The sequence below is a fragment of the Myceligenerans cantabricum genome (genome assembly GCF_054777735.1).
This window is the reverse complement of record NZ_BAAHAJ010000002.1, coordinates 150,729-175,115: the sequence shown is the minus strand read 5'-3', so window position 1 is coordinate 175,115 and position 24,387 is coordinate 150,729. Positions and strand designations below refer to the sequence as shown.

Sequence of the window (24,387 nt, the reverse complement as noted above, 5' to 3'; positions counted from 1 at the left end):
GCACCGCGCCGGCCGCCCCGGCGGCGACGCAGGCTGCCCGGCGCGGGCGGGCCCGCCGGAGCCTGCTGCGCCTGGGGGTACTCCGTAGGGCCGGACGCCGCAGGATGCGCGACCGGCGCCGACGCCGGTTCGTGCGGCGCGGAGCCCCAGCCGCCGGCCGAGGCGGCCGGGGCCTGCGGCATCATCGGCTGCGCCGCCGGTGCGGGCGCCGCCGGGTACGACGACGGCGCCCCTGGACCCCACGACTGCGTGGCGGACGCGGCGGCGGCCGCGGGCGGGAACCCGACGGCGCCCTTCTCGTCGTCGGCCGACGGCGGGAACGGCGGCTTCTCCGCCTCACCCGGCGCGGCCGGGAAGGGAGACTGAGCCGCGTCGTCCGACGCGACGGGGAAGGGCGAGTCGTCGGCGGCACCACGACGCGGCAGATCGTCCTGGCGACCGAGCGGTGCGCTGACAGAACGGCTCGGCCTGCGGCTCTTGCCGCCACGGTGCTTGCGGTTCGCGCCCAGCAGCAGGAAGACACCCAGCAGGAGGAGGAATCCGCCGCCGATGACTCCCGGCCAGAGGTACGGGGTGGTGGCCGGCCGGGGCCAGGTCAGCTCGACCGTCGGGGCCTCGGCGCCCTTGCCGACGCCGGCCGCCAGGAGCGCATAGGGACCGGGCTGATCCGAGTACCGCAGGCTGACGCTGGTCTCGCCGCTCACCTCGGAGATCCACAGGTCGGAGCCGGCAGGGTCCGGCCCCGCGACGGGCTTGTCGGCGGAATCGGCGGCGTTCTCGCCGGAGTCGCCCTCGGCGGCCTCCTCGCCGTCGCCGCCCGAGGCGTCGTCCTCGCGGGACACGCCCTCTCCCGGCACGACGGAGAGGCGCGTCCAGTCGGCCATCCCGGTCACCGAGTCGTAGGGAGCGTCGCCCACCCAGCCGAGCACGTCCTGCTCGGTCCCGACGGCCAGAGTGACCTTCTGCCCCTCGGGCACCGACGCGCGCACGGTGACACTCTCGTCGACCATCCCGAGCACGCCTGGAGCGGTGACCAGCATCGTTCCGTCACCGCTCGGCGTCGCCGTCGCGACCACGGTGTCGGACTCCCGCAGGATCGTCGCCGTCGCGATTCCGTACCCCGCCCCGCCGAGACCGGCAAGAATGAGGAGGACCGCCAGAAAGCGTTGCACCACCCGTTCCCTTCGTAGGTGCCAAGGCCGACAGTCCAGCATAGAGTCGTGGACCACCCCGACGTCCAGCAGGGGGCGGAGACAAGGATCGTCACCGTTCTTTCACCCGTCGTCTTCACGACCCGCTCCGGAGGTCGGGAAGTGATCACGGCCCGCGCCTATCCAAACGGGTTGCGTGGCGCGTATCCTGGGCGCCGGACAGGCCGCAAAACCTGCGGCATTTCCCTGGCCGATCCGAGCCCAGGGACCCACGGTCTTGCCACGGAGGTCTGCACGTGTCCGACGAGCGCTCGCTCTTCCCGACTGTCATGCGCGGGTACGACCGCGACCAGGTGCACAACCACCTCGACAGGCTCAACGCCGCCCTGGAGGAGGCCCGTCGGCAGGTCGAGACCTCCGACTCGCGCGCCCAGCAGCTGCAGACCGACCTGAGCGACACCCAGCAGAGGCTGAAGGAGACGGACAAGCCGTCGTACTCCGGCCTCGGGTCCCGGATCGAGATGCTGCTGCGTTCGGCGGAGGAGCAGTCGTCGGACATCCTCACCCAGGCGAACCAGCAGGCCGCGGACGTCATGGCGCGCGCCAAGCTCTCGGGCGGCCAGGTCCGCTCCCGGGCCGAGTCCGAGGCCGCGGAGATGCTCGCCAGCGCCCGGCGCGAGGCCGAGGAGATTCGCACCACCATGGCCGCCGAGGCCGAAGGCCATCTCGTGGCGGCGCAGCGACGCGCCGAGGAGATGGTCGGGTCGGCGGAGCGCGAGGCCGCGCTGATCACCTCCGGCATCGCCACCGAGGAGTCCGAGCGCCGTTCCAGCCTGGAGCGCGAGCTCGGCACGCTGCGGTCGACGGTCGAGCGCGAGACCACCGAGCTGCGCGTCAACACGGAGCGGGAGGCCGCCCAGCTGCGCGCCAAGGTCGCCGCCGAGACCGCCGCCCAGCGTGAGAGTGCCGAGACCGAGTCCACGGAGCTCCTCGACCGCGCCCGCCGTGACGCCGAGCACCTCGTGGCCGAGGCGAAGCGGGAGGCCGCCGAGGCGTCGAACGCCGTCACCACGGACCTCGAGGACCTGCGGGAGCAGGCACGGACCGCGCTCGCCGAGGCGGATCTCAACATCGCCACCCGCAAGGAGCAGGTCGAGAAGGAGCTCGCCGAGCGGCACAAGACGGCCAAGGACGAGACCGACCGGCTCGTCAAGGCTGCCGAGGAGCACGCCGCCGAGGCGGAGAAGCGCGTGGCAGTGGCTCTCGAGCAGGCCGAGAAGGTCCGTTCGGAGTCCGACGTCTACGTCAAGGACCTCGTCGCGGACTCGCGCCGCACGGCCGACCGTATCGTCGCCGAGGCCCGCGAGTTCGCCGACCAGACCATCGCGGACGCCAGCGCCGAGGCGGAGCAGCAGCGCGCGGCGGCCCAGAACCAGCTCGAGGACCTCACCCGCCAGCACGACTCGATCAACGGCTACCTCGACGAGCTGCGTGGCATGCTCGGCGGCGGCCAGAGCGGCAAGCCCGACGGGTCGGCCGCGCTCGCCACGGCGTCCGGCGGCAGCCCGCTCACCCCGGCGCAGCAGGCGCGCTTCGGCGTCGTCGGCTCGGGGAACGAGGCGGCACCCGAGGAAGAGGACTCGAGCGGCAAGCCGGTCGCCATCCCGCCGCGCGCGCCGAACCCGGCCCCGTCCGCCAACGAGGTCAGCGATGCCACGGTCGTCATCCCGCAGGTCGAGGACGGCGAGGAGAGCGACGAGGAGCAGACCGGCACGTCGAAGGGGAGCAAGGCCGAGGCGAACGCCTGAGCCCGACCCCCGGGGCGACGTCGCACCGGGCACGGCAGAGAACCCCGGCGGCCGGGGCACCCTCCACGAGGAGCTGGTGCTCGGCAGGCCGGGGTTCTCCGCTGTCCGGGGCAGCGGTCCCGGCCTCCCGGGTCAGCGGTCCCGTACCCGCCGGTGCAGGTCGGTCAGGACATCGGCCACGGCCCGCGGGTCCTCGACCGGGGACAGGTGCCCGACGTCGGGCACCTCGGTCAGCGTGACCTCCCCGCCGCCCTTGCGTACCGCGGCCGCCATGTGTTCCGCCTGTGCGCGCGGCGACAGCGTGTCCTGGGCGCCCACCACCACCGCGACCGGCGCGTGGAACGTCTCCAGCACCGCCGTGCGGTCCGGGCGGGCCGCCATGGCGCGCTGCGTCCACGCGATGCCCGCCGGCGACTGCGAGCGGATCCAGCTCTCGAGCGTCGGGAAGAGATGGCGTCGTTCGGCGATGCTCGTGTCCGAGAGCAGGACGGCCGGCATGCCGAGCACCGCGTCGACGGTCTGGCTCTCCTCGACCGCGGCCGCGATCCGGTGCCGGTTGGCGCGCGCGTCCTCGTCGTCCGCCACCGACTTCGTGTCCACGAGCCCGAGCCCGGCGACGAACCCCGGGTACAGGTCGGCGAGCGCCAGGGCGACGTAGCCGCCCATCGACAGCCCGACCACGATCGCGTTGCCCACGCCCATCGCGCGCAGGGTGTCGTGCACGCGGTCGGCACTGTGCGCGAGCGACGGCGGGGCGCCGTCCAGGTTCGAGTGCCCCGCCCCGGGCAGGTCGAGGCCGATCGCGCGGACGCCGGGCGGCAGTGCGGCGGCGCAGGCCGTCCACATGCGCACGTCCAGCGGGAATCCGTGCAGGAGGACCAGCGGGAGACCGCCGCCGTCGCGCAGGTCGATCGTGGTCAACGGGACCGTGCCAGTCATTGCCGCGCCTCCTTGCGGGGCCCCCGCCCCTCGCTCCGTGGGGCGACTTCCGCCCTGCTCCCAGGTTAGGGGCTGTGCCCACCGACGGCGCCGTCTGCGGGAGGTCAGGCCCGGCCGAGCGGCCCGTCCCAGTGGGTCGGGAGCGGGAGCTCGTGCTCCGGGAGCACGTGGCCCACGATCTCGTCGAGCACCCGGCGCACCGCCGGTTCACCCACCCACAGGTGCTTCGCGCCGTCGACGCCGATCACCTCGGCCTGCGGGACGCGCGCGAACCGGCGGCGGGCCTCCTCGGGGCGCAGGTAGTCGTCGAGCTCGGGGACGAGCACCACCAGCGGCTTGCCGAACTCCGCCCAGCGGTCCAGGTCCGCGTCGGTCGCGCGGTGCAGCGGCGGCGAGAGCAGGATCGCGCCCTCGACCCCCGGGTCCGCGCCGTGCTTCAGGACCAGCTCGGTGCCGAACGACCAGCCGACCAGCCACGGGTGCGGCAGCTCGCGGAACTCCGCCAGCTCGATCGCGGCCGCGACGTCGTACCGCTCCCCCTCGCCGCCGTCGAACTCACCCTCGCTGGTACCGCGCGGCGAGCTGGTGCCGCGCGTGTTGAAGCGCAGGACGGACAGGTTCGCGAGCGCCGGCAGGCGCCAGGCGGCCTTGCGGTAGACGTGGGAGTCCATGAACCCGCCGTGGGTGGGCAAGGGGTGGAGCGTGACCAGGGACGCCGACGGCGTGCGCGGGGTGCCGTCGGGCGCGACGGGCTGGGCGAGCTCGCCCACGAGCGTCAGGCCGTCCGCGGTGTGCAGCTCGATGTCCTCACGCCGTGCGGGCAGCACCGTCGTGGACCGGATCTGAGGGGAGGTCGGGGTAGTCATCGCGGCCATTCTCCCAGCCCGGCCCGCAGCGTCGACGGCAGGGTGCCGGCCGGGCCCTCCCGGCCCACCGGTGCCGTGCCCGGGCGGGATCTCGGGTCAGCGCAGGTTCTCGCGGCGGCGCCAGCAGCTCTCGTGCCAGTGGCGGCGCATCTCCAGGCCTGCGTCCGGGCCGCCGATCGCGTCCGTGCGCCAGGCCACGACGTGCGCGGTCCCCGGTGGTACGTCCTGGCGGCAGGCCGGGCAGACGTAGGTCTTGTCGGACGAACGGACGTGCTGGACCACCCATTCGCCGTCGGACGCGGACTCGCTGCGGCGGCCGCCCGAGGCCCGGTCGAGGTCGAGCGGACGGTGCTCGGCTCCGTAGGGACGCTTGCTGGATCGGCGCTTGGACGGCATACCGCCATTGTTCCAGGGGTGCGGTGGGTGAATCGTGTAGGCCGGTGGGCGTTCCACGACGTACCAGGTGTTTCCAGGCTCGGACCGTTACAGTGTGCCGGTCTGTCACTACGAACCGATCGAAGGACAACAACGTGAAGCACCGCACCACATCCGGCCTGGCGGCGTTCGCCCTGGGCTCCGCCCTCGTGCTCACCGGATGCGGTGACGGGGACGACTCCAGCAGCGACGCGTCGGCCAGTCCGTCCGCGTCCGCGGAGTCGTCGGCCCCTGCGGTCGCCGAGCCGGTGACGACCGGCGGCGTCTGCGAGGCCGAGGAGGCCCCGGAGACCGAGGCCCAGGACGCCCCGGAGCCTACCGAGGCGGACCTGAAGGCTCTCGAGGCCGTCGAGATCACCGGCAAGGTCGGTGAGAAGCCCAAGAAGGTCGAGTTCGAGACGCCGCTGGCCGTGGAGGGCCTGGCCGTCGACGTGATCGACGAGGGCAGCGGCGACGAGCTCGTGGAGGGTGACCAGATCACGTTCCAGGACTACATCGTCAACGGCGAGGACGGCGAGCAGCCGACGCCGTCGACCTGGGACGAGGGGCAGGGCGCGCAGTCCTTCACCCTTGGTGACCCGCAGTTCCAGATCCTGAACGAGCCGTTCAGCGGGGTCAACGTCGGAGCACGGCTCACGATCGCGATGCAGGGCATGGACGGCGCCACCCAGGTGCACGTGATCGACGTCGTCGGCTCCGAGACGCTGCCCACGAAGGCCGTGGGCACCGCCGTCGAGCCCGAGCCGGGCCTGCCCACCGTCGAGCTCGCCGAGGACGGCGAACCGACAGTGACCATCGCGGACGACTTCGAGGATCCCAGCGAGCTCGTCGTGCAGCCCCTCATCGAGGGCGACGGCGCCGAGGTGACCAAGGAGGACCAGGTCACCGCGAACTACATCGGCTGCCTCCTGGACGGCACCTCGTTCGACGCGTCGTGGAGCTCCGGTCAGCCCGTCCCGTTCGCGCTCTCCCAGGTGATCCCGGGCTGGACCGAGGGTCTGGCCGGCCAGAAGGTGGGCAGCCAGGTGCTGCTCGTCATCCCGGGCGACAAGGCCTACGCCGACCAGCCGCCGCAGGGCAGCCCCATCCCGGCCGACGCCACGCTGGTGTTCGTCGTGGACATCCTGGACGCCGCCAAGGCCTGACCCGGCTCCACCCGACCGCCGCGGCGGTGCGTCCCCTGCGGGGGACGCGCCGCCGCGGCGTCGTCGTCGGCGGGCGGGCCGTTCCTCCCGGGAGGGACCGCGCCCCGGGACGAAGACTCTCGCTACCGGGCCGTGCCCGTCGAAGAGGGCGTGTCCATCAACGTCGCGGTCAGGGGCACCGGCCCCGCGCTCGTGCTGCTGCACGGCTTTCCGCAGACGCACTACATGTGGCGCCGCGTCGCTCGCGAGCTGGCCGACCGGTACACCGTGATCATGCCGGACCTGCGCGGCTACGGTGAGAGCGCCAAACCGCCCGCGAGCGACCCGGCGGCCTACTCCAAGCGCACCATGGCCCGCGACATCGTGTCCCTGGCCGAGGCGCTCGGGTACGAGCGCTTCGGGCTGGTCGGGCACGACCGGGGCGCCCTGGTCGGCGTCCGGGCGGGCCTGGACCACCCGGAACGGGTCCTGTACCTCGGCATCCTCGACGTCCTGCCCACGCTGGACACGTGGGCCGTCCTGCAGGGCGTGAACGCCAGGGTCGCCTGGCACCTGTACCTCATGGCCCAGCCGCCCGGGCTGCCCGGGCTGCCCGAGAAGATGATCGCCGCGGTCGCCCCGGAGTTCTTCGGTTCCTTCCTGGACACGTGGGACCCAGCCGGCGCCACCTTCACCCCCGAGGCACGTCGGCACTACATCGACAGCTCGATCGGCGCGGTCGACTCCATCGTGGCCGACTACCGCGCCTCGGCCGGCATCGACCTGGAGATGGACGAGGCCGACCGGGACGCCGGCCGACAGCTGACCATGCCCGTCGGGGTCATCTCGCAGGACTGGGGATCCCGGCTCGGATTCGACCCCACCGCGATCTGGGGCGCCTGGGCACCCGACCTGACGTACGAACCGATCCAGGCCGGGCACTTCATGGCCGAGGAGAAGCCGTCCGAGATCGCCCGCTTCATCTCCGGCCTGTCGGCACGCGCCCAGGGCTGACGGCAGGCCCTGTCACCGCTGGTCGCCGTCGGCCGGGCGCTCCGTGGGAGCGAAACCCGGAGCCGCGGCGTCCAGCCGCGGCGCGGCGATGCCGAGGCGGTGCGCCTCGGCGAGCGTGTCCCGGCAGACGGCGCGCGGTTCCTCCGCGCCGGGATCGGTGTGTGCCTGGAGCGAGCGGGCCGCGAGCGGGACGTGGGCCGTCACCCAGGCGAGCGCGGCAGACGTCAGCGAGACGGGGGTCCGGAACAAGAGGGTGCTTCGCCGGTGCTTGCGCAGGTCGACACCGCGCGCCTCCACCAGGGGCAGGAGCTCGCGGGTGGTGAGCAGAGCTTCGCGGAAGCCGTGGGACGAGCCGACCAGCTCGGACAGCGAGCCCGCCCGCAGCCCCTGGGAGTGCATGCCGGCGTCGGCCGCGAAGTGGATCCAGAGCCATCCGCGGAAGTCGTGCTGCTCGCGCAGCGCGAACCCGGCGCGGCGGAACGCCTGCCGCACGCCTCGTTCGCGCCGGCCGGCGGGCCGGCCCAGGGTGCCGAACATCACGGAGGGCAGCAGCATCCCGCGGAGCGTTCCGTCCGTGCCGAACCCCCCGCCGCCCTGGGGGAAGCCCCACGCGAGCCGGTCGGCCGGCAGGGCAGCGACCGCCTCCAGGGGCTCTGACCACACGTTGCCGAAGACGAGGACCGTGGCGTCACCGAGACGCGGCGCGAGGAAACCGGCGGCCTCCACGAGACGATGGTGTCCCACGCTGAGCACGATCAGGTCGAAGCCGTGATCCGGCTCCAGCGTCTCGCGGTACCGCACCGGCCACTCCTGAAGGATCCGCCGCCCTCGGACGCGGTGTCGCGCGTCGAGGACGTCGAGGCCGACCGTGTCTCCGTAGGCCGCCGCGCGACCGGGACGGACATAGAACTCGACGTCGTGCCCAGCCTGCTCGAGCGCCCAGCCGTAGAGGGTCGCGATCACACCGCGGCCGAACATGAGGACCCGCATGATCGCTCCATCCATCCGATTGAACAGTACGAAACGGTATCGTACACTTCGTGACGTGCCCAGTACCCGCCCGTCCCGTTCACGGATGTCGCCCGAGCGTCTTTCCGATGTGCTCCGCACGGTCCACGAGCTGCTCCTGGAGGTGGGCTACGAACGGCTCACCCTGGATGCGGTGGCCGCCCGCGCCCGGACGAGCAAGGCGACGCTGTACCGGCAGTGGGGCGGCAAGCGCGGCCTGGTCATGGCGACCCTGACGCGCGACGACGCCCGGCACCCGCCCCTGTTCGGGGACGCCGCGACGACCTCGCTCGACGAGGCGTTCGCGCGGCTGGCCCGGACCGGCCTCGTGTCGGACCGCGACGTGCGCATGGGGTTCGTGCTGCTGCACGCGGCCTCGACCGACCCGGAGTTCGGCGCCGCGCTGCGCGAGGAGATCATCACGCCGCTCGTGGACGAGCTGGCCTCCGCCTTCCACGCCGCCGCCGACCGCGGCGAGATCGTCCGCGACCCGCCGCTGTTCCGCCGCCTGGCCGCCTTGATCCTCACCGACCTCGCCTTCTCCCCCCTGATCACCGACCACGAGGCGAACCGGGAGGACCGGGAGGACCTGTTCCGGACCGTCATCCGTCCAGCGCTCGATCTCACCGAGGGCGGCGGGCGGCGAGCACGACCATGAGGTGCCGGCGGTCCGGCGTGGCACCGTAGCGGTGCTCGGGGCTGCTCGGGCTGGACGACGTGTCCTCGGAGTGCCGGCAGCCAAGGGCGCCGTGAACCCGGAGTCACCCGCAGCCCGTCGACACGGTCACACCGTGGAGCGCGACACCCCGGGAACCTGCGCGACGGCGCTCCCGATCACCTCGTCGAGGTGCTCGGCGGGAATGACTCCGCAGTTGGCCAGACCTGCGACACCCTGAAGCGTCGCGAGAAAGACCAGCCCGACCCGTTCCGGGTCCTGCGCCGGGAGCATCCCCTCGGCGTGCCCGCGACGAAACATCTCCGCCAGCGGCTCGAACGCGTCGGTCGCGCTCTGCGCCACGCTCCGCCCACCGGTTCCGTGCTTGTGGGCGAACATCAGCTCCATCAGGTTCGCGTCGGAGGTGGCGAAGCCGAGGTACGCGGCGGCGACCGACCGAACCTGCTCCTGATACGTCGGCGCTGCACCCATCGCCCCGCGCAGTCGAGCGCCGAGCCGGGCGAAGCCCTCGACGGCCAGGGCGTCGAGCAGCGCCTGCCGGTCGGGAAAGTACCGGCGTGGAGCCGCGTGGGTCACCCCGATCCGGCCCGCGAGCTCGCGGAGCGAGAGTTCCGCGGCCCCCCTCTCCCGGAGCATCACCGCGGCGTGGTCCAGCACTGCCTGACGCAGGTTGCCGTGGTGGTAGGGACGAGTCGAGGCCACTCTCCCAGCATACAAGGATGTTTCCGTTGACTACATAGTTACCAGTGGATACATTGCTTCCATGCCTACGCTCAGCTCGCCGTCGCAGATTCCCGCTCAGACAGACCGCACCATCATCGTCACAGGTGCCAGCAGCGGGATCGGACACGCCGCCGGCGCCGCACTGGCCGCCAAGGGCGCGCACGTCATCCTCGCCGTCCGCGACCAGGACAAGGGCCGCACGGCCGCCGCCACCATCCGAGGCGAGGTCGAGGTCAGGCCGCTGGATCTCGCCTCGCTCACGTCGGTGCGTGCCTTCGCCGCCGGGATAGCCGGCACGGTTGACGTCCTGGTGAACAATGCCGGCACGATGACCGATACGCTCCGGCACACCGCGGACGGTCTTGAGCTCCAGCTCGGGGTGAACCACCTCGGGCACTTCGCGCTGACGAACCTCCTGCTGGACCGGATCACCGATCGCGTCGTCACCGTCACCTCCAGCGCTCATCGCGCGGCGCACATCGACTTCGACGACCTGCAATGGCAACAGCGCACCTACAGCCCGTTCGGCGCCTACGGGCAGTCCAAGCTGGCGAATCTGCTGTTCACCGCCGAGCTGCAGCGCCGCCTGACCGCGGTCGGCTCTCCGGTGCTCTCCACCGCCGCCCACCCCGGCTGGGCGTCGACCGGCTTCCGGATCACCAGCGGCAACCGGCTCCTCGACACCCTCGCGGCGATCAGCACACCGCTGCTCGCGCACGGACCACAGGGGGGCGCCCTTCCCACCCTGCTCGCGGCAACCGGCAACGTGCCGGGCGGCAGCCTCGCCGGCCCGAGCCGCATGGGCGGGGTGCGCGGCCCGGCGGCCCTGGGCAAGCGGCCTGCAGAGACCGACGACCCGAACATCGCCAGGCGACTCTGGGACGTCTCCGAACAGCTCACCGGGACACGCTTCCCGCTGACCGCCGACCCTGCTGCCCCCTGAGCAGAACGGAAGAGTTCGGCAGCGCGCGGGACGAGACGTGTCCGGTACCGGCAGCATGTGGAGCCCGGAGCGGATCTGCCGCGTCTTGCGGATGCCGGCAGGCAGGAAGCCCGGAACCACAGGTGTCTGCGGTTCCGGGCCTCTGGTCAGCCGCTACGGGTCGCGGGCTTCGATCAGGTGATCAGAAGTCCCAGTTCTTGCCTGAGGCCCAGAATCCTGCGGATCCTGTGGTTCGCGTGGGTATCGTGCCTTCTATGTGCCGCTCCTGCTGAATGCGTTCAGGCCACCCGACAATGGTTGAGGGTACGGCCACAACACTCGGCCGATTCTACTGCACGGCGAGCCGTCAGGGCTGGGGTGACCCGGGGGTGTCGGTCGCCTCCGGCACGCTGGCCCCACGGAGGACATCGCGGACTCCTTGCTCCGGGGACCCGCTTTCGCAGTCACTCGGAGCCACCTGGCCTGCACCCGGACCAGCCCGTCCTGGTGCTCCGTGCGCTGAAGTGGCACTGTCACGGCAGCCGTGCGACGGTCCAACGTACCGTTAGGAGCACTCCGAGTCGCTCAACGCGATCCCGACGCCCACGGCAACAAGTGACCTGACCGATGGCGCTGCCACGACATCGCGCCGTCTTGCATCGGCGGACCTGATCTCTGCCAGACTCGGGTCTGTCCGATGACTGGCTCTGTCGCAAGTGCGACAGAGCCGAAAGTGCGACAGAGCCGTTAACCGGACAGACCCGGGCGACGAGAACGAGGTGCGCACCCCCTCGGCCAGGTCACGGGCGAAGGCCTCCCCGAGCCCTTTGGAGGCGCCGGTGACGAGGACTGTTGTCCCGCTGTAGTCGTGCGTGTGCGGTCCCTTCCGTCGGTCTGGGTGTCGTGGGCTATCAGGGGTAGGTCTGAACCTCGCCGCCGTCGGCGAAGAGCTCGCTGCCGGTGACGAAGCTTGCTTGGTCGGAGGCGAGGAACAAGATCGCGTTGGCGATCTCGGCCGGGCGGGCAAGACGGGCAAGCGGGGTGGTCTGGGCCATGCCCGCGAGCATCGCGTCGAGGTGCGCCGGGTCCGGTGAGAGGCCGCGCAGCCCCGGGGTGTCGGTGGGGCCGGGCACGACGGCGTTCACGCGCACTCCCCGGGGCGCCAGCTCCGCGGCCCAGGTGCGCACGAACTGACGCAGCGCCGCCTTCGAGGCCGAGTACACCCCGAAGCCGGGGGTACCTCGACTGGCCGAGCTGGATCCGGTGATGACGATGCTGGCGCCGTCGGCGAGCAGCGGCAGCGACTTCTGGACGGTGAACATCGTGCCGCGCACGTTGGCACCGAACGTGGCCTCGTAGCTCTCCGGGGTGACGTCGGCGATGGTCGCGAGGCTGTCGCCGCCTCCGGCGTTCGCGACCACGACGTCGAGCCCCTTGCCTGCGCGCGAGATCGTCGCGAACAGTCGGTCCAGGTCGTCCAGATCGCTGATGTCACTGGTGACAGCCGTGACAGAGGCCCCAAGGGCCGCTGCCGCGGCATCGAGCTCCGCCTGGCGGCGCCCGGTGATGAAGACGTGCGCCCCCTCGTGAACGAAGCGCTCGGCAGCCGCGAAGCCGATACCCGTGCTTCCTCCGGTAACGAGGACCGACTTGTTGTCGAACTGGCCCATGAGTGTGTTCTCCCGTTCGTTGAGAACCGGCGTCCAGGCGTGGTCGCCAGTTCTTGACCTCTCGGTCCATATTCGAGGCTAGCACACCGGCCGAACCTTCTTGGACCGATTGGTCAAGAACACTTATCCTCGACACATGGCAAGACCACGACAGTTCGAGGAAGAGAAGGTGCTGCGAGCGGTCGGCGACCAGTTCTGGAACGCCGGGTACGCAGCGACGTCGCTGCAGGACCTCATGCGGGTCAGCGGGCTGGGCAAGGGCAGCCTGTACGCGGCCTTCGGCGACAAGCACCAGGTCTTTCTCCAGGTCCTGCAGCGATACGTGTCGGCGAGCAACACGGTGCTGCGCCAAAGGCTCGCCGCCACGCCACGGGCCGTCGATGCGTTGCGCGCCTATCTCATAGCGCCCGTGGGTGACCCCGAAGGCGTGGCCGCACGACGCGGGTGCTTCCTCGCCAACAGCACCACCGAGCTGGCCGCCGCCGATCCCGACGTCGCGACCGAGGCACGCCGCGCGTACGAGGAGACCACCGCGATCGTGGCCGAGTACGTCGCGAAGGCACAAGCCGACGGCGACCTCCCCGCCGAACCCGACCCCGTCCAGACAGCGCGAACCCTGCTCGCAGCACAGCAGGGCGTGGTCTTCATGGGACGCAGCGGGATGGACATCGAGACCCTCGCCGCAACGGCGCAGACACTCGCCGACCGGCTCCTACCCGGACGGTCGGACGCCGCGACCGGCCCCACGCCGGCCTGACCTGCGACCATCTGCTGAGCCTCGCTTGTGCGCAAAAGGACAGGGCAGGGTCAAGTCCCTGGTAGTGGTGTAACTGTTTCGTGATCCTTTGGGTCGTGGGTGGTCAGGCTGCGGTGGGGAGTGCTGGCTGGTCAGTGTTGGTTGTGATGGTGGTGGTCTCCTCGGGGGTGGGTCGGGGCTGGCGGCTGCGGGCGATGACGTCCAGGCCGAGGTAGCGGCGGGCTTCGGCCCATTCGTCGTGCTGCTCGGCCAGCACGGCGCCGACCAGGCGGATGATGGCGTCGCGGTCGGGGAAGATGCCCACGACGTCGGTGCGTCGGCGGATCTCGCGGTTGAGGCGTTCGTTGGGGTTGTTCGACCAGATCTGCCGCCAGATCTCGCGCGGGAAGGTGGTGAAGGCGAGCAGGTCTGCGCGGGCGGTGTCGAGGTGGGCTGCGACGTCGGGCAGGCTGGCGGTGACGGTGTCCAGGAGCTTGTCGAACTGCGCGTTCACGGAGGCGACGTCGAGCTGGTCGTAGATCGAGTGGAGCATCGCCTTGACCGCCGGCCACTGCGTCTTGGGGCAGGTGTCCATGAGGTTCTTGGCGTAGTGGGTGCGGCACCGCTGCCAGGCAGCTCCCGGCAGGTTGGCGCTGATCGCGTCCACCAGGCCCGGGTGGGCGTCGCTGGTGACGAGCATGACCCCGGTCAGGCCGCGGGCGACCAGGTCGGCGAACAGTGCGTTCCACGCCGTCTTCGTCTCGCTGGTGGCCACGCGCAGGCCCAGGACCTCGCGGTGTCCGTCGGCGTTGACACCGGTGATGATCAGGACCATCGCGCTGGTGACGCGTCCGTCCTCGCGCAGCTTCATCGACAGGGCGTCCGCAGCCAGGAACGTGAACGGCCCGGACTCGTCCAGCCGGCGGGTACGGAACGCTGCCACCTGTTCGTCCAGGTCCTTGGCCATGCGGCTCACCTGCGACTTCGACAGGGACGTGATCCCCAGGGTGCCCACCAGCTTGTCCATTCGCCGGGTGGAGACCCCGGCGAGGTAGCAGTCCGCGACCACGGCGATCATCGCCTTCTCGGCCGGCTTACGGCGGTCCATCAGCCAGTCGGGGTAGTACGACCCCTGACGCAGTTTCGGGACCGCGACGTCGATGGTGCCGACCCGGGTGTCCAGGTCCCGGTGCCGGTACCCGTTCCTGCTGTTGACCCGCTCCGAGCTCGCGCGGCCGTACTCCGCCCCGCAGACCGCATCGGCCTCGGCCGACAACAGCGCGTCGATCATCGTCGACAGCAGGTGCCGCATCAGGTCCGGGGACGCCTCGGCCAGGGCCTCGCCCAGAACGCCGGCAGGGTCGATAATGTGAGGTGCGGTCATCGTGATGCTCCGTTCGAGAGTGCTGTGAGAGGTTCACTCGAAGGATCACGCGGTGACCGCGTTCCGTCTCGCCGAGACGATCACGCCAACCGCGTTACACCACTATCAGGGGCACAACCTGCGCCCTTCCACGCACACCTCGCCTGCATGGACATCAAACGACCCACCTGGTGCGGCTGCACGAGGCTGCACAGACCTTCCAGATCTCGGTGAAGACTCTGCGTCGGCGTATCGCCGACGGCACGATCACCGGGTACAAAATCGGGGGTCTCGTGCGTGTCGACCCCGACGAACTAGCGAAGGCGCTCGTGTCGACCATTCCCACCGTCCGACCCGGCAAATGAGCTGCCTCCCGGAGCATCTACGCGTCTGCCGCACAAGCGTGGGCCCAGGATCCGCCAGGTTCCTGGGCCCACGCGTCTTTCGCTGGCCTGTCAGCCGGTCACTCCTCGGCTGCGGCCTTGATCCGCGCCGCCGCGCGCTCGCTCATCCTGTCTGCCAGCTCGCGGTCGCGCTCCATCGTCGCGTGCTGGTAGCGCAGCACGACCTTGATGTCCGAGTGCCCGCCGCGGCGCATCAGCTCGGCGAGCGTGGCGCCCTCCTGAGCGAAGATCGTCAGCCCTGTGTGCCGCAGGTCATGGAACCTGAAGCGGACCGGGAGATCAGGTACCGAGTCGCGCGCCTCGGCCCACGCGCCGTACCAGCGCGTGCTCGACAGCGGGACGGTGCTCTTCACGCTCCCAGGATGACGGGCGCCTTTCGAGCTTCGTCGACATGGTCACGGAGATGCTCCTGCAGTCGGTCCCGCATGATCTTGGGGACGCTCATCGACCGCTTGCCGGCGTCACTCTTGGGGTCCGAGTAGTCCCCCGTGTTCGCGTTCAGCTGGCGACGGACACGCAAGGTCGCGGTTCCGTCGTCGTGCCACTCGATGTCGCGGTGCTCCAGGCCCAGCGCTTCCCCACGGCGCAGCTGGCACCAGGCAGCGAGCAAGACCATGATCCGCCAAGGCTCTGGCGTTGCCTTGTAGAGCGCCTCGACCTGCTCGGGCTCGGCGACATCCTCACCAGGATCATGGTCGGCATCGTGACGGACGGACTTCTGTCCTGGGACGTTGACGTCCGGCAACGCCGTGATGATCCCGTCGCGCACGGCCTGCCGCAGGATCATCATGAACACAACGAGTACCGGCCGCGTGATTCCGTTGTACTGCGTCTTCGTGTTCACCACGGACGGGATGGAGTCGAGCCGTGCGATCAGCGTGCGCATCATCTCCGCGTTGATCGCACGGACGGGCTCGTCGCCGAACTCAGGTACGAGATATCCGTCGATCTTTCCCTTGTACGTGCGGATCGTTCCGGCTGCCCGCCTGCGGCCGCTCCGGCCCTTCTCAGTGCGGATGTTCTCGAGCCACCGCTCCGCGTACGTGCGGAATGCGATCGACTTGGCCTCGTCGGCCGCCGCCTCGGCCCGCCGCCGCTGCGCCGTCACGGCCGGTGCCTCCCATTGCCCTCGTGCGATCGTCGTGTGCATCGCGGACAGCCACTCGCGGGCGTCGGTCTTCGTCGCGAAGGTCAGCGGCTTGTCGTCTTCGGGCCTGGCTGTGTACGTCTCGCCGTCGGGTGCCTGGTAGCGGGCCTGCCAGCGGCCCGAAGGAAGCTTTCGCAGGCTCCCCCAGGACTCTCTTTTCGTCGTGCTCATCGCGACCTCGCGTGCTCTCGGATGGACTCTCGCGGACTGCTGTGCCGTTCCGTGCCACTCATCCACCACGAGCTCTCAGATCCGCTAGATTCCAGCGTTCTCCGCATCCTCACCGGCTCGTCCGTGGCACGATCTGGCACGGTCGACGAGGCGAGCCGCACCCGAATTTCGCGTGCGGGCGACACCTGTCGGCGATCGGCAGGTGCGCGCGTGCCACCCCCGTGCCTCACCGCGTGGGTTCTTCTGTCCATGTCCGACCTCCTGTGTCCTCGGAGAGTCGGCACGCAAAGAGGCCCGGATCCGCAGAATCCTGCGGTTCCGGGCCTCTGGTCAACCGCTACGGGCGACGGGCTCCTAACGAGGTGTCAGAAGTCCCAGTCGTCGTCCTCGGTCTCCACGGCCTTGCCGATGACGTAGCTCGAACCCGACCCGCTGAAGAAGTCGTGGTTCTCGTCCGCGTTCGGGCTCAGCGCCGCGAGGATGGCCGGGTTGACGTCCGTGTCCTCCTTCGGGAACAGCGCCTCGTAGCCCAGGTTCATCAGGGCCTTGTTGGCGTTGTACCGCAGGAACGCCTTGACGTCGTCGACCAGACCCAACTCGCCGTACAGGGACTCGGTGTACTCCACCTCGTTCTCGTACAACTCGAAGAGCAGGTCGAACGTGTAGCTCTTGAGCTCGTCCTGCTCCGCCTGCGTGAGCTTCTCCAGACCCTTCTGGTACTTGTAGCCGATGTAGTACCCGTGCACCGCCTCGTCACGGATGATGAGGCGGATCAGGTCGGCGGTGTTGGTGAGCTTGGCCCGGCTCGACCAGTACATCGGCGCGTAGAAGCCGGAGTAGAACAGGAAGGACTCCAGCATCGTGCTGGCGACCTTGCGCTTCAGCGGGTCGTCGCCCCGGTAGTACTCCAGGACGATCTCGGCCTTCTTCTGCAGGTGCGGATTGTTCTCCGACCAGGCGAAGGCGTCGTCGATCTCCCGCGTCGACAGCAGCGTCGAGAAGATCGACGAGTAGCTCTTCGCGTGCACCGACTCCATGAACGCGATGTTCGTGTACACCGCCTCCTCGTGCGGCGTCAGCGCGTCCGGGATGAGCGAGACCGCGCCGACCGTGCCCTGGATCGTGTCCAGCAGCGTCAGGCCGGTGAAGACCCGAGTCGTCATCACCTTCTCGGGCTCGGACAGCGTGTGCCACGACTGGATGTCATTGGACACCGGCACCTTCTCGGGGAGCCAGAAGTTCCCGACCAGACGGTCCCAGACCTCGAGGTCCTTCTCGTCCTCCAGGCGGTTCCAGTTGATCGCGGTCACGCGATCGATGAGCTTGAGCTTTCCTGTGGGCGACATCTTCGTTCTTCTTCCGATGTACGACGCCGGCTGCGGCCGGGCTGTTCAGGGACGATGCAGGTGGGAGCGAGTGCGCCCGGAAGGGCCGGGCACACCCTCGGGGCGTCAGAGCATGCAGCTGACGCAGTTATCCACCTCAGTACCCTCCAGCGCGAGCTGACGCAGGCGGATGTAGTACAGGGTCTTGATGCCCTTCCTCCAGGCGTAGATCTGCGCCCTGTTCACGTCGCGCGTGGTGACCGTGTCCGGGAAGAACAGGGTCAGGCTGAGGCCCTGGTCCACGTGCTGGGTCGCCGCGGCGTACGTGTCGATGATCTTCTCGTACCCGATCTCGTACGCGTCCTGGTAGTACTCCAGGTTGTCGTTCGTCATGTACGGCGCCGGGTAGTAGACGCGACCGAGCTTGCCTTCCTTGCGGATCTCGATCTTGGCCGGCACCGGGTGGATGGACGACGTGGAGTTGTTGATGTAGCTGATCGAGCCCGTCGGCGGGACCGCCTGCAGGTTCTGGTTGTAGATGCCGTGCTCCATCACCGACGCCCGGAGGGCCTCCCAGTCCTCCCGCGTCGGGATCGTCACGCCCGAGGCCGCGAACAGCCGCGCCACCCGCTCGGTCGCCGGCTTCCACTCCTGGCCGGTGTACTTGTCGAAGTACTCGCCCGTCGCGTATGTGGAGTCCTCGAACCCGCCGAACTTCTTCCCGCGCTCGATCGCCAGGCGGTTCGACGCGGCGATCGCGTGGTAGGCGACCGTGTAGAAGTAGATGTTCGTGAAGTCGATGCCCTCGTCGGACCCGTAGTAGATCCGCTCGCGCGCCAAGTACCCGTGCAGGTTCATCTGCCCGAGCCCGATGGCGTGCCCCAGCTCGTTCGCGTGCCGCACCGACGGCACCGAGTCGATGCTCGTCTGGTCGCTGACGGCGGTCAGCGCGCGGATCGCGGTGTCGATCGTGGCGCCGAAGTCGGGCGAGTCCATCGCCTTGGCGATGTTCAGCGAGCCCAGGTTGCAGGAGATGTCGCGGCCGACCTCGCTGTACGACAGGTCCTCGTGGAACGTCGACGGTGTCGAGACCTGCAGGATCTCGGAGCACAGGTTCGAGTGGGTGATGCGGCCCGCGATCGGGTTCGCCCTGTTCACCGTGTCCTCGAACATGATGTACGGGTACCCGGACTCGAACTGGAGCTCCGCGACCGTCTGGAAGAAGTCGCGTGCGTTGATCGTGGTCCTGCGGATGCGGTCGTCCGCCACCAGCTCGTCGTACTTCTCGGAGATCGAGACGTCCGCGAACGGCTTGCCGTAGACGCGCTCGACGTCGTAGGGGCTGAACAGGTGCATGTCCGCGTTCTTCTTGGCCAGCTCGAAGGTGATGTCCGGGATGACCACGCCGAGCGAGAGCGTCTTGATGCGGATCTTCTCGTCCGCGTTCTCCCGCTTGGTGTCGAGGAACCGCATGATGTCGGGGTGGTGCGCGTGCAGGTACACCGCGCCCGCGCCCTGACGCGCGCCGAGCTGGTTCGCGTACGAGAACGAGTCCTCGAGCAGCTTCATCACCGGGATGACGCCCGACGACTGGTTCTGGATGTGCTTGATCGGCGCGCCGTGCTCGCGGATGTTGCTCAGGAGCAGCGCCACGCCACCCCCGCGCTTGGAGAGCTGCAACGCGGAGTTGATGCCGCGCGCGATGGACTCCATGTTGTCCTCGATGCGCAGGAGGAAGCACGAGACGGGCTCGCCGCGCTGTGCCTTGCCCACGTTGAGGAACGTCGGCGTCGCCGGCTGGAACCGGCCCGCGACCACCTCGTCGACGATGTGCTCGGCGAGCGTCTCGTCCCCGTCGGCGAGGCCGAGGGCGACCATCGACACGCGGTCCTCGAAGCGCTCGAGGTACTGCTTCCCGTCGAACGTCTTGAGCGTGTACGACGTGTAGTACTTGAGCGCGCCGAGGAACGTCTCGAACCGGAAGTCCATGCTGTACGCCCGCTGGAAGAGCGTCTTGACGAACGCGGGCGAGTACTTCGCGAGCACCGCCGCGTCGTAGTACTCGTTCTCGACGAGGTACTCGAGCTTCGCCTCCAGCGTCTCGAACTGCACCGTGTTGGGCAGGACGTGCTGCAGGAAGTACTGGCGGGCCGCCTCACGGTCCTTCTCGAACTGGATCTTCCCGTCCGAGCCGTAGAGGTTCAGCATCGCGTTGAGCGCGTGGAAGTCGGGCTGGACGCCTTCCGGCGAGGCCACGCTCATGCCGAGAGCGGCTGACGGGGCTGGTTCTGTGGTTGCTGTTGCCAAAATCGTGCCAATCCGTTGCGGACGCGTGTGACGTCCTGCGCTGTGCCCAGGAGCTCGAAGGCGTACAGGTACGGGACGTCGCACTTGGCAGCGATGATGTCCCCGGCGATGCAGTACGCAGCCCCGAAGTTGGTGTTGCCGGCGGCGATGACGCCGCGGATGAACGACCGGTTGTGCTCGTCGTTCAGGAACTTGCGGACCTGTCGCGGTACCGAGCCGCCCTCGTTGCCCCCGCCATAGGTGGGGACCACCAGGACGTACGGCTCGTCGACGTGCAGAAACCCGTCGGCAGGTCGCAGAGGGATCCGCCGCACCGGGATGTCCAGCTCCTCGAGCCCGAGGCGCTGGACGAACCGGTGCGTGTTCTCCGAGACGCTGGAGAAGTAGACCAGGGACCCCATGGCTCCGAACCCGCCTTCACGAATCGTCAGGCGACGACTGCCCGGTCGGCGGCGAGCGCCATGACGCGGTCCGGCCGGAAGCCCGACCAGTGCTCGTCACCGGCCACCACGACGGGTGCCTGGAGGTACCCGAGCCCGCGGACCATCTCGAGCGCGTCGGTGTCCTGTGTGATGTCGACGACCGAGTACTCGATGCCCTTGCGGTCGAGTGCGCGGTACGTTGCGTCGCACTGGACGCACGCCGGCTTGCTGTAGACGGTGACGCTCATGTCCGCCCCTCCCCTGGGATGCCCTTGACCTCGAAGAACACCGGCGGAACTACACCGGTGTGGTTTGCGCGGAGCCGTATCGGCCCCGCTACAGAAAACACTACACCTAGTGTCTGACGCTCGCGCGGCAACGACATCTTGTGGTTGGCGTCGACAGCGCGACCCATGGGGTGTGTGCACCCGCCCGCCGGACCACGCTCGCCGACCATGCTGCCACGGGTGTCCGACACTCCCCCGCAGGCGCGTCCGGGACGCCCGCGAGACGCTCGTCCGTGCCCGTCACGCGACACCGCGGAGGCGACACGCCGGACCCCGGGACGCCCTCGCCGGGAGCGGTGCGCGGACCCTCGCCGGGCGGCGTCCGGCGCACTCGGGAGCGGCGACAAAAAGGACTAACTGCCTACCAACGTCGCGCGAACCCGAGTTGAACTCGCGGCGTGTCGCACTCGCTTGGGCGTGTCTCACTCCAGAGTCGCGGCCCACCAGCCGGTCACCCCGCCGGGGACGTCCGCCGCCGGATCGTACGGCATCCGGGTGAAGCAGAACGTGCCGACGTCGAGCGTGAGGGTCTGCCCGCCGCGCTCCACAGGCACCAGCCGCTCGCCCAGCCAGTATCCGCCGTCGACGCCGGTCCACGCCCCGCCGTCCCGGCGCACGAACGCGGTCCCGCGGCCGCCCTCACCCACGGAACGCAGCACGAGACGGTCCGGGCCGTCCGCACTCACCGTGAAGGGCACCGGGCCCCAGTACCAGGTGCCGACGAGGCCGAGCACGCCCTCGGCCCCGCCGTCAGGGCCGCCGCCGTTCCCAGGACCGCCGCCGTCGAGGCTGCCGTCGCCGGCCGGTGCCGTCCTGGCCGCCGACACCCTGACCGCCGTCGCCCCCGGGTCCGTCACTCCCAGGTCCGTCGCTCCCGCACCCCGCAACGCCTCGAGAAACGGTCCGCCGCCACCGAACCCGGCCGTGGACGACCCGCAGACCGCCACGACGTCACCGGAGACCAGGTCGGCGCGCAGGTCCGCGGTGAAGCCGGGGACGGACCCGCCGTGGCCGACGGTCCGGACGTCACCGTCCTGCCGCACACGGACGCCCAGGCCGTGCGCGGTGTCCCACGAGCCCGCGCGCGGCCCGGCGTCGTCCGCGACGACGCGCGGCACCGCCATGAGCTCACGCAGCTCACGGGGCAGCACCGCAGCTCCCGCCGCCGCGTCCGCCTCCCGGCCCACCAGCCACATCCCGAACCGCACCAGGTCGGCCGCCGTCGACCACACCTCGCCCGCCGGGCCCAGCGCGCCGTACGCGGCGACGGGCTCGTCGTGCACGAGGTCGGCGTGCGGATGCACGGCGTACCCCGTCACGGCCGGCCCGGCCGGCTCGCGGCCGGTCGACGTCATCCCGAGCGGCTCCCAGAGCTCCTCCCGCAGCACGGCGTCCCAGGCGCGCTCACGATGCAGCTCGACCATCCGGCCCAGCACGGCGAAGCCCGGGTTCGAGTAGTGGTAACGGTCGCCGGGCTCCCAGAGCGGCTGCGGACCGGACGCGACCAGCTCCTCCCAGGGCCCGTGGCCGGCACGCTCCCACCACGGGCCCGGGGGCTCCGCGGGCAGGCCGCTGGTGTGGGTGAGGAGCTGGCGCACCGTCGCGCCCCCGGCGGGCGCGTCCGGGACGTGCTTACCGACCGGGTCAGCGAGCGCCACGCGCCCCTCCGCGACGAGCCGGAGCACGGCCACGGCGACCATCGGCTTGGTGATCGACCCGATGCGGAACGCGTGGCCGGGCGCCACCGCCGCGCTCCCCGCGCCGCCCGTACCGAACGACGGCGCCGGGGACACCCCGCCGGAGAGGTGCGCGCTCCCGGCCGCCCCTGCCCAGACGACCTCGCCGCGACGCCCGGCGGCCGCGGCGAGAGCGGGCACGCGGGCGTGCCGGCGGGTGCGGTCCAGCAGGCGGTCGAGCGCGAGGTGGTTCATGCCCGGCAGGCTACCGACGCGCACCGGCACCGTGCGCCCTGGCGTCGTCGACCGGCGCCAGGGCCCGGCGTGCGTGCCGTGCGACGTCACGGGTCGACGTCACGGCTCGACGTCGGTCACCTCCGGGAGCGTGCCCGTCGCGGCCAGGCGGCGGTACCAGTACGCCGAGTCCTTCCAGGTGCGCTCGAGGGTCTCGTAGTCGACCCGGATGATGCCGAAGCGGCGGTCGTAGCCGTAGGCCCACTCGAAGTTGTCCAGCAGGGACCAGGCGAAGTAGCCGCGGACGTCGGCGCCCGCGTCGCGGGCCCGGCCGAGCGCCTCGACGTGGTCGTGGAGGTACTCGACGCGGCGCGGGTCGTGCACGCGCGCGACGCCGTCGGTCACGGTGACCTCGTCGTCGAACGCCGCGCCGTTCTCGGTGACCATGAGCGGCAGGTCCGGGTATCGTTCGTGCACCTCGAGGAGCAGGTCGGTGAGCCCGGCCGGCTCGATGTTCCAGCCCATCGCCGTGTGCGGGCCCGGCTGGGGCAGGAACTCGACGTCCTCGGCCCCGATCCACGGGGTGCCCGCGGAGTCCTTGTGCCCGTCCGCCTGCTGTCGCTCGCCCTCGCCCGACCAGGCCCGTGCGCGGGCGGTCGAGTAGTAGTTCACGCCGAGCACGGTGAGGGGCTGCCGGATGGCCTCCAGGTCGCCGTCCCGCACGAAGGACCAGTCCGTGCGCGCGGCGGTACGCCGCAGCAGGCCGGCCGGGTAGGCGCCCTCCAGGAGGGGGCCCAGGAACGCCTCGTTGGCGATCTCGTCGGCCTTGCGCTTGGCCTCGAGGTCGGCGTCCGACGACGGGTCGTCCGCCCGGACGACGTGCAGGTTCAGCGTGATCGACACCTTGGCGGACTCCCCGAGCACATCGCGGATCTCCCGGGCCGCCAGGCCGTGGGCGAGGTTCAGGTGGTGGATCGCGGTCAGCGCGGCGACGGGGTCGCTGAGGCCCGGCGCGTGCACGCCCGAGCCGTAGCCGAGCAGCGAGGTGCACCAGGGCTCGTTCAGCGTGGTCCAGATGTCGACACGGTCGCCGAGCTCCTCGGCCATCCGGCGGGCGTAGCGGACGAACGCCTCGACGGTGGCGCGGTTCGTCCAGCCGCCCTCGTCCTCCAGCTCTTGCGGCAGGTCCCAGTGGTAGAGCGTGACGACGGGCCGGACGCCGGCCTCGATCAGGGCGTCCAGGAGGTCGGAGTAGAACCGGATCCCCTCGGGGTTGAAGTCGCCGCTGCCGCCGGGCTGCACGCGCGGCCAGGCGATCGACAGACGGTAGGCGTCGAGGCCCAGGTCCTTGATGTGCTGGACGTCCTCCTGCCAGCGGTGGAAGTGGTCGTCGGCCACGTCGCCCGTGTCGCCGTTCAGGGTCTTGCCCGGGGTGCGGGAGAACGTGTCCCAGATCGACGGGCCGCGGCCGCCCTCGGTCGCGCCCCCTTCGATCTGGTAGGACGCCGTGGCAGAGCCCCAGACGAAGTCGTCGGGGAAGGTGCGGGCGTCGCTCGGTGTTGCCATGTGTCGCTCCGTGAAATCGATGTCGGACTGCGGTGTCGGTGCGGGCATCCGTGTCGGTGACCGCCTCTATCGTCGCCCGGGACGGGCCGGGTGGCGAAACCGGGTGGTGGGGATGGAGGTGTGCGGGTAAGATCGAACATACTTACGACGACGAGTGGTGGAGGTGCTCAGGATGGCAGCAACGGAGTCGGCCCTGGCCGCGGCGGTCGACGCCGCCCTGACGACGGCGAAGGTCACGTACCTCCGCACGGACGTCACGCATCCGGCCCGCACCGAGCTGGGCACCCGGTACGACGTCGTCGTGCGTCCGGCGGTCCTGCACGTGCCCGCCGATCCGCCGCACCCGGTCGGTGCCCCGCCGGGCGCCGCCGTGCTGCGTGGCGGGTCAGACCTGGACGCACCGGCCGGGTAGC

General features: G+C 70.4%; 23 protein-coding genes and 1 pseudogene. 8 read left to right on the top strand and 16 right to left on the bottom strand.

Going from position 1 to position 24,387, the window contains the following annotated elements:
• Positions 1-1,172, bottom strand: a pseudogene (locus ACYU96_RS02255) (hypothetical protein); the annotation flags it as partial.
• Positions 1,173-1,447: 275 nt separating this feature from the next.
• On the opposite strand from ACYU96_RS02255, the gene ACYU96_RS02250 reads away from it, so the two are divergent.
• Positions 1,448-2,959 (top strand): DivIVA domain-containing protein, encoded by a 1,512-nt coding sequence (locus ACYU96_RS02250; RefSeq protein ID WP_460748701.1) that lies wholly within the window; start codon positions 1,448-1,450, stop codon positions 2,957-2,959.
• 132 nt (positions 2,960-3,091) lie between these two features.
• On the opposite strand, the gene ACYU96_RS02245 is transcribed toward ACYU96_RS02250, so the two are convergent.
• The 3 genes from ACYU96_RS02245 to ACYU96_RS02235 form a co-directional block, all read right to left on the bottom strand.
• Positions 3,092-3,898 (bottom strand): alpha/beta fold hydrolase, encoded by an 807-nt coding sequence (locus ACYU96_RS02245; protein ID WP_460748699.1) that lies wholly within the window; start codon positions 3,896-3,898, stop codon positions 3,092-3,094.
• 104 nt (positions 3,899-4,002) lie between these two features.
• Positions 4,003-4,764 (bottom strand): alpha/beta hydrolase, encoded by a 762-nt coding sequence (locus tag ACYU96_RS02240; RefSeq protein ID WP_460748698.1) that lies wholly within the window; start codon positions 4,762-4,764, stop codon positions 4,003-4,005.
• A 96-nt stretch (positions 4,765-4,860) separates the two neighbouring features.
• The gene (locus ACYU96_RS02235; protein WP_460748696.1) at positions 4,861-5,160 is read right to left on the bottom strand and encodes a hypothetical protein; all 300 of its coding nucleotides are present in this window, start codon (positions 5,158-5,160) and stop codon (positions 4,861-4,863) included.
• A gap of 134 nt (positions 5,161-5,294) precedes the next feature.
• Between ACYU96_RS02235 and ACYU96_RS02230 the strand changes: the two genes are divergently transcribed.
• Entirely contained in the window at positions 5,295-6,344 is a 1,050-nt protein-coding gene (locus tag ACYU96_RS02230) for an FKBP-type peptidyl-prolyl cis-trans isomerase (RefSeq protein WP_460748695.1), read from the top strand.
• A gap of 132 nt (positions 6,345-6,476) precedes the next feature.
• Positions 6,477-7,337: an alpha/beta hydrolase gene (locus tag ACYU96_RS02225; RefSeq protein WP_460748693.1), complete on the top strand. Its 861-nt coding sequence runs from the start codon at positions 6,477-6,479 to the stop codon at positions 7,335-7,337.
• Between the two features lie 12 nt (positions 7,338-7,349).
• On the opposite strand, the gene ACYU96_RS02220 is transcribed toward ACYU96_RS02225, so the two are convergent.
• A complete protein-coding gene (locus tag ACYU96_RS02220; RefSeq protein ID WP_460748692.1) occupies positions 7,350-8,342 on the bottom strand; it encodes a ketopantoate reductase family protein in 993 nt (330 codons plus the stop codon).
• Positions 8,343-8,382: 40 nt separating this feature from the next.
• Here ACYU96_RS02220 and ACYU96_RS02215 point away from each other — a divergent pair, with 40 nt between their 5' ends.
• Positions 8,383-9,003, top strand: coding sequence for a TetR/AcrR family transcriptional regulator (locus ACYU96_RS02215; RefSeq protein ID WP_460748690.1), 621 nt, complete (start codon positions 8,383-8,385; stop codon positions 9,001-9,003).
• A gap of 126 nt (positions 9,004-9,129) precedes the next feature.
• Here the strand turns inward: ACYU96_RS02215 and ACYU96_RS02210 are convergent, their stop codons facing one another.
• Positions 9,130-9,723: a TetR/AcrR family transcriptional regulator gene (locus ACYU96_RS02210; protein ID WP_460748689.1), complete on the bottom strand. Its 594-nt coding sequence runs from the start codon at positions 9,721-9,723 to the stop codon at positions 9,130-9,132.
• A gap of 61 nt (positions 9,724-9,784) precedes the next feature.
• Between ACYU96_RS02210 and ACYU96_RS02205 the strand changes: the two genes are divergently transcribed.
• Positions 9,785-10,687, top strand: coding sequence for an oxidoreductase (locus tag ACYU96_RS02205; protein ID WP_460748687.1), 903 nt, complete (start codon positions 9,785-9,787; stop codon positions 10,685-10,687).
• Between the two features lie 890 nt (positions 10,688-11,577).
• Here the strand turns inward: ACYU96_RS02205 and ACYU96_RS02200 are convergent.
• Positions 11,578-12,336: an SDR family oxidoreductase gene (locus tag ACYU96_RS02200; protein WP_460748686.1), complete on the bottom strand. Its 759-nt coding sequence runs from the start codon at positions 12,334-12,336 to the stop codon at positions 11,578-11,580.
• A 136-nt stretch (positions 12,337-12,472) separates the two neighbouring features.
• Between ACYU96_RS02200 and ACYU96_RS02195 the strand changes: the two genes are divergently transcribed.
• On the top strand, positions 12,473-13,093 hold the full coding sequence (locus ACYU96_RS02195) for a TetR/AcrR family transcriptional regulator (protein ID WP_460748684.1): 621 nt from the start codon (positions 12,473-12,475) through the stop codon (positions 13,091-13,093).
• Between the two features lie 103 nt (positions 13,094-13,196).
• Here ACYU96_RS02195 and ACYU96_RS02190 read toward each other — a convergent pair whose 3' ends face one another.
• Positions 13,197-14,456: an IS256 family transposase gene (locus ACYU96_RS02190; RefSeq protein WP_460748682.1), complete on the bottom strand. Its 1,260-nt coding sequence runs from the start codon at positions 14,454-14,456 to the stop codon at positions 13,197-13,199.
• 170 nt (positions 14,457-14,626) lie between these two features.
• Here ACYU96_RS02190 and ACYU96_RS02185 point away from each other — a divergent pair, with 170 nt between their 5' ends.
• Positions 14,627-14,800 (top strand): excisionase family DNA-binding protein, encoded by a 174-nt coding sequence (locus tag ACYU96_RS02185; RefSeq protein ID WP_460748681.1) that lies wholly within the window; start codon positions 14,627-14,629, stop codon positions 14,798-14,800.
• A 98-nt stretch (positions 14,801-14,898) separates the two neighbouring features.
• Here the strand turns inward: ACYU96_RS02185 and ACYU96_RS02180 are convergent, their stop codons facing one another.
• The 8 genes from ACYU96_RS02180 to ACYU96_RS02145 all read right to left on the bottom strand — a co-directional run bounded on the left by ACYU96_RS02180 (position 14,899) and on the right by ACYU96_RS02145 (position 23,974).
• Positions 14,899-15,192 carry a tyrosine-type recombinase/integrase gene (locus ACYU96_RS02180; protein ID WP_460748679.1) on the bottom strand — a complete coding sequence of 98 codons (294 nt, stop codon included), beginning with the start codon at positions 15,190-15,192 and terminating at the stop codon, positions 14,899-14,901.
• Positions 15,189-16,157 (bottom strand): tyrosine-type recombinase/integrase, encoded by a 969-nt coding sequence (locus ACYU96_RS02175; RefSeq protein ID WP_460748678.1) that lies wholly within the window; start codon positions 16,155-16,157, stop codon positions 15,189-15,191. Before ACYU96_RS02175 ends, ACYU96_RS02180 begins: the two co-directional genes overlap by 4 nt.
• 365 nt (positions 16,158-16,522) lie before the next feature.
• Complete coding sequence (gene nrdF, locus ACYU96_RS02170; RefSeq protein ID WP_460748676.1) at positions 16,523-17,503, bottom strand: class 1b ribonucleoside-diphosphate reductase subunit beta; 981 nt, start codon at positions 17,501-17,503, stop codon at positions 16,523-16,525.
• A 105-nt stretch (positions 17,504-17,608) separates the two neighbouring features.
• Positions 17,609-19,744: a class 1b ribonucleoside-diphosphate reductase subunit alpha gene (gene nrdE, locus ACYU96_RS02165; RefSeq protein WP_460748674.1), complete on the bottom strand. Its 2,136-nt coding sequence runs from the start codon at positions 19,742-19,744 to the stop codon at positions 17,609-17,611.
• Entirely contained in the window at positions 19,741-20,190 is a 450-nt protein-coding gene (gene nrdI, locus ACYU96_RS02160; protein WP_460748673.1) for a class Ib ribonucleoside-diphosphate reductase assembly flavoprotein NrdI, read from the bottom strand. The genes nrdE and nrdI overlap by 4 nt, the downstream gene beginning before the upstream one ends.
• Positions 20,191-20,216: 26 nt before the next feature.
• Positions 20,217-20,459 (bottom strand): glutaredoxin-like protein NrdH, encoded by a 243-nt coding sequence (gene nrdH, locus ACYU96_RS02155; RefSeq protein ID WP_460748671.1) that lies wholly within the window; start codon positions 20,457-20,459, stop codon positions 20,217-20,219.
• 461 nt (positions 20,460-20,920) lie between these two features.
• On the bottom strand, positions 20,921-22,429 hold the full coding sequence (locus ACYU96_RS02150) for a serine hydrolase domain-containing protein (protein ID WP_460748670.1): 1,509 nt from the start codon (positions 22,427-22,429) through the stop codon (positions 20,921-20,923).
• A gap of 99 nt (positions 22,430-22,528) precedes the next feature.
• Complete coding sequence (locus tag ACYU96_RS02145) at positions 22,529-23,974, bottom strand: GH1 family beta-glucosidase (protein ID WP_460748668.1); 1,446 nt, start codon at positions 23,972-23,974, stop codon at positions 22,529-22,531.
• Positions 23,975-24,146: 172 nt separating this feature from the next.
• Here ACYU96_RS02145 and ACYU96_RS02140 point away from each other — a divergent pair, with 172 nt between their 5' ends.
• Complete coding sequence (locus ACYU96_RS02140) at positions 24,147-24,386, top strand: hypothetical protein (protein ID WP_460748667.1); 240 nt, start codon at positions 24,147-24,149, stop codon at positions 24,384-24,386.
• Position 24,387 lies beyond the last annotated feature (1 nt).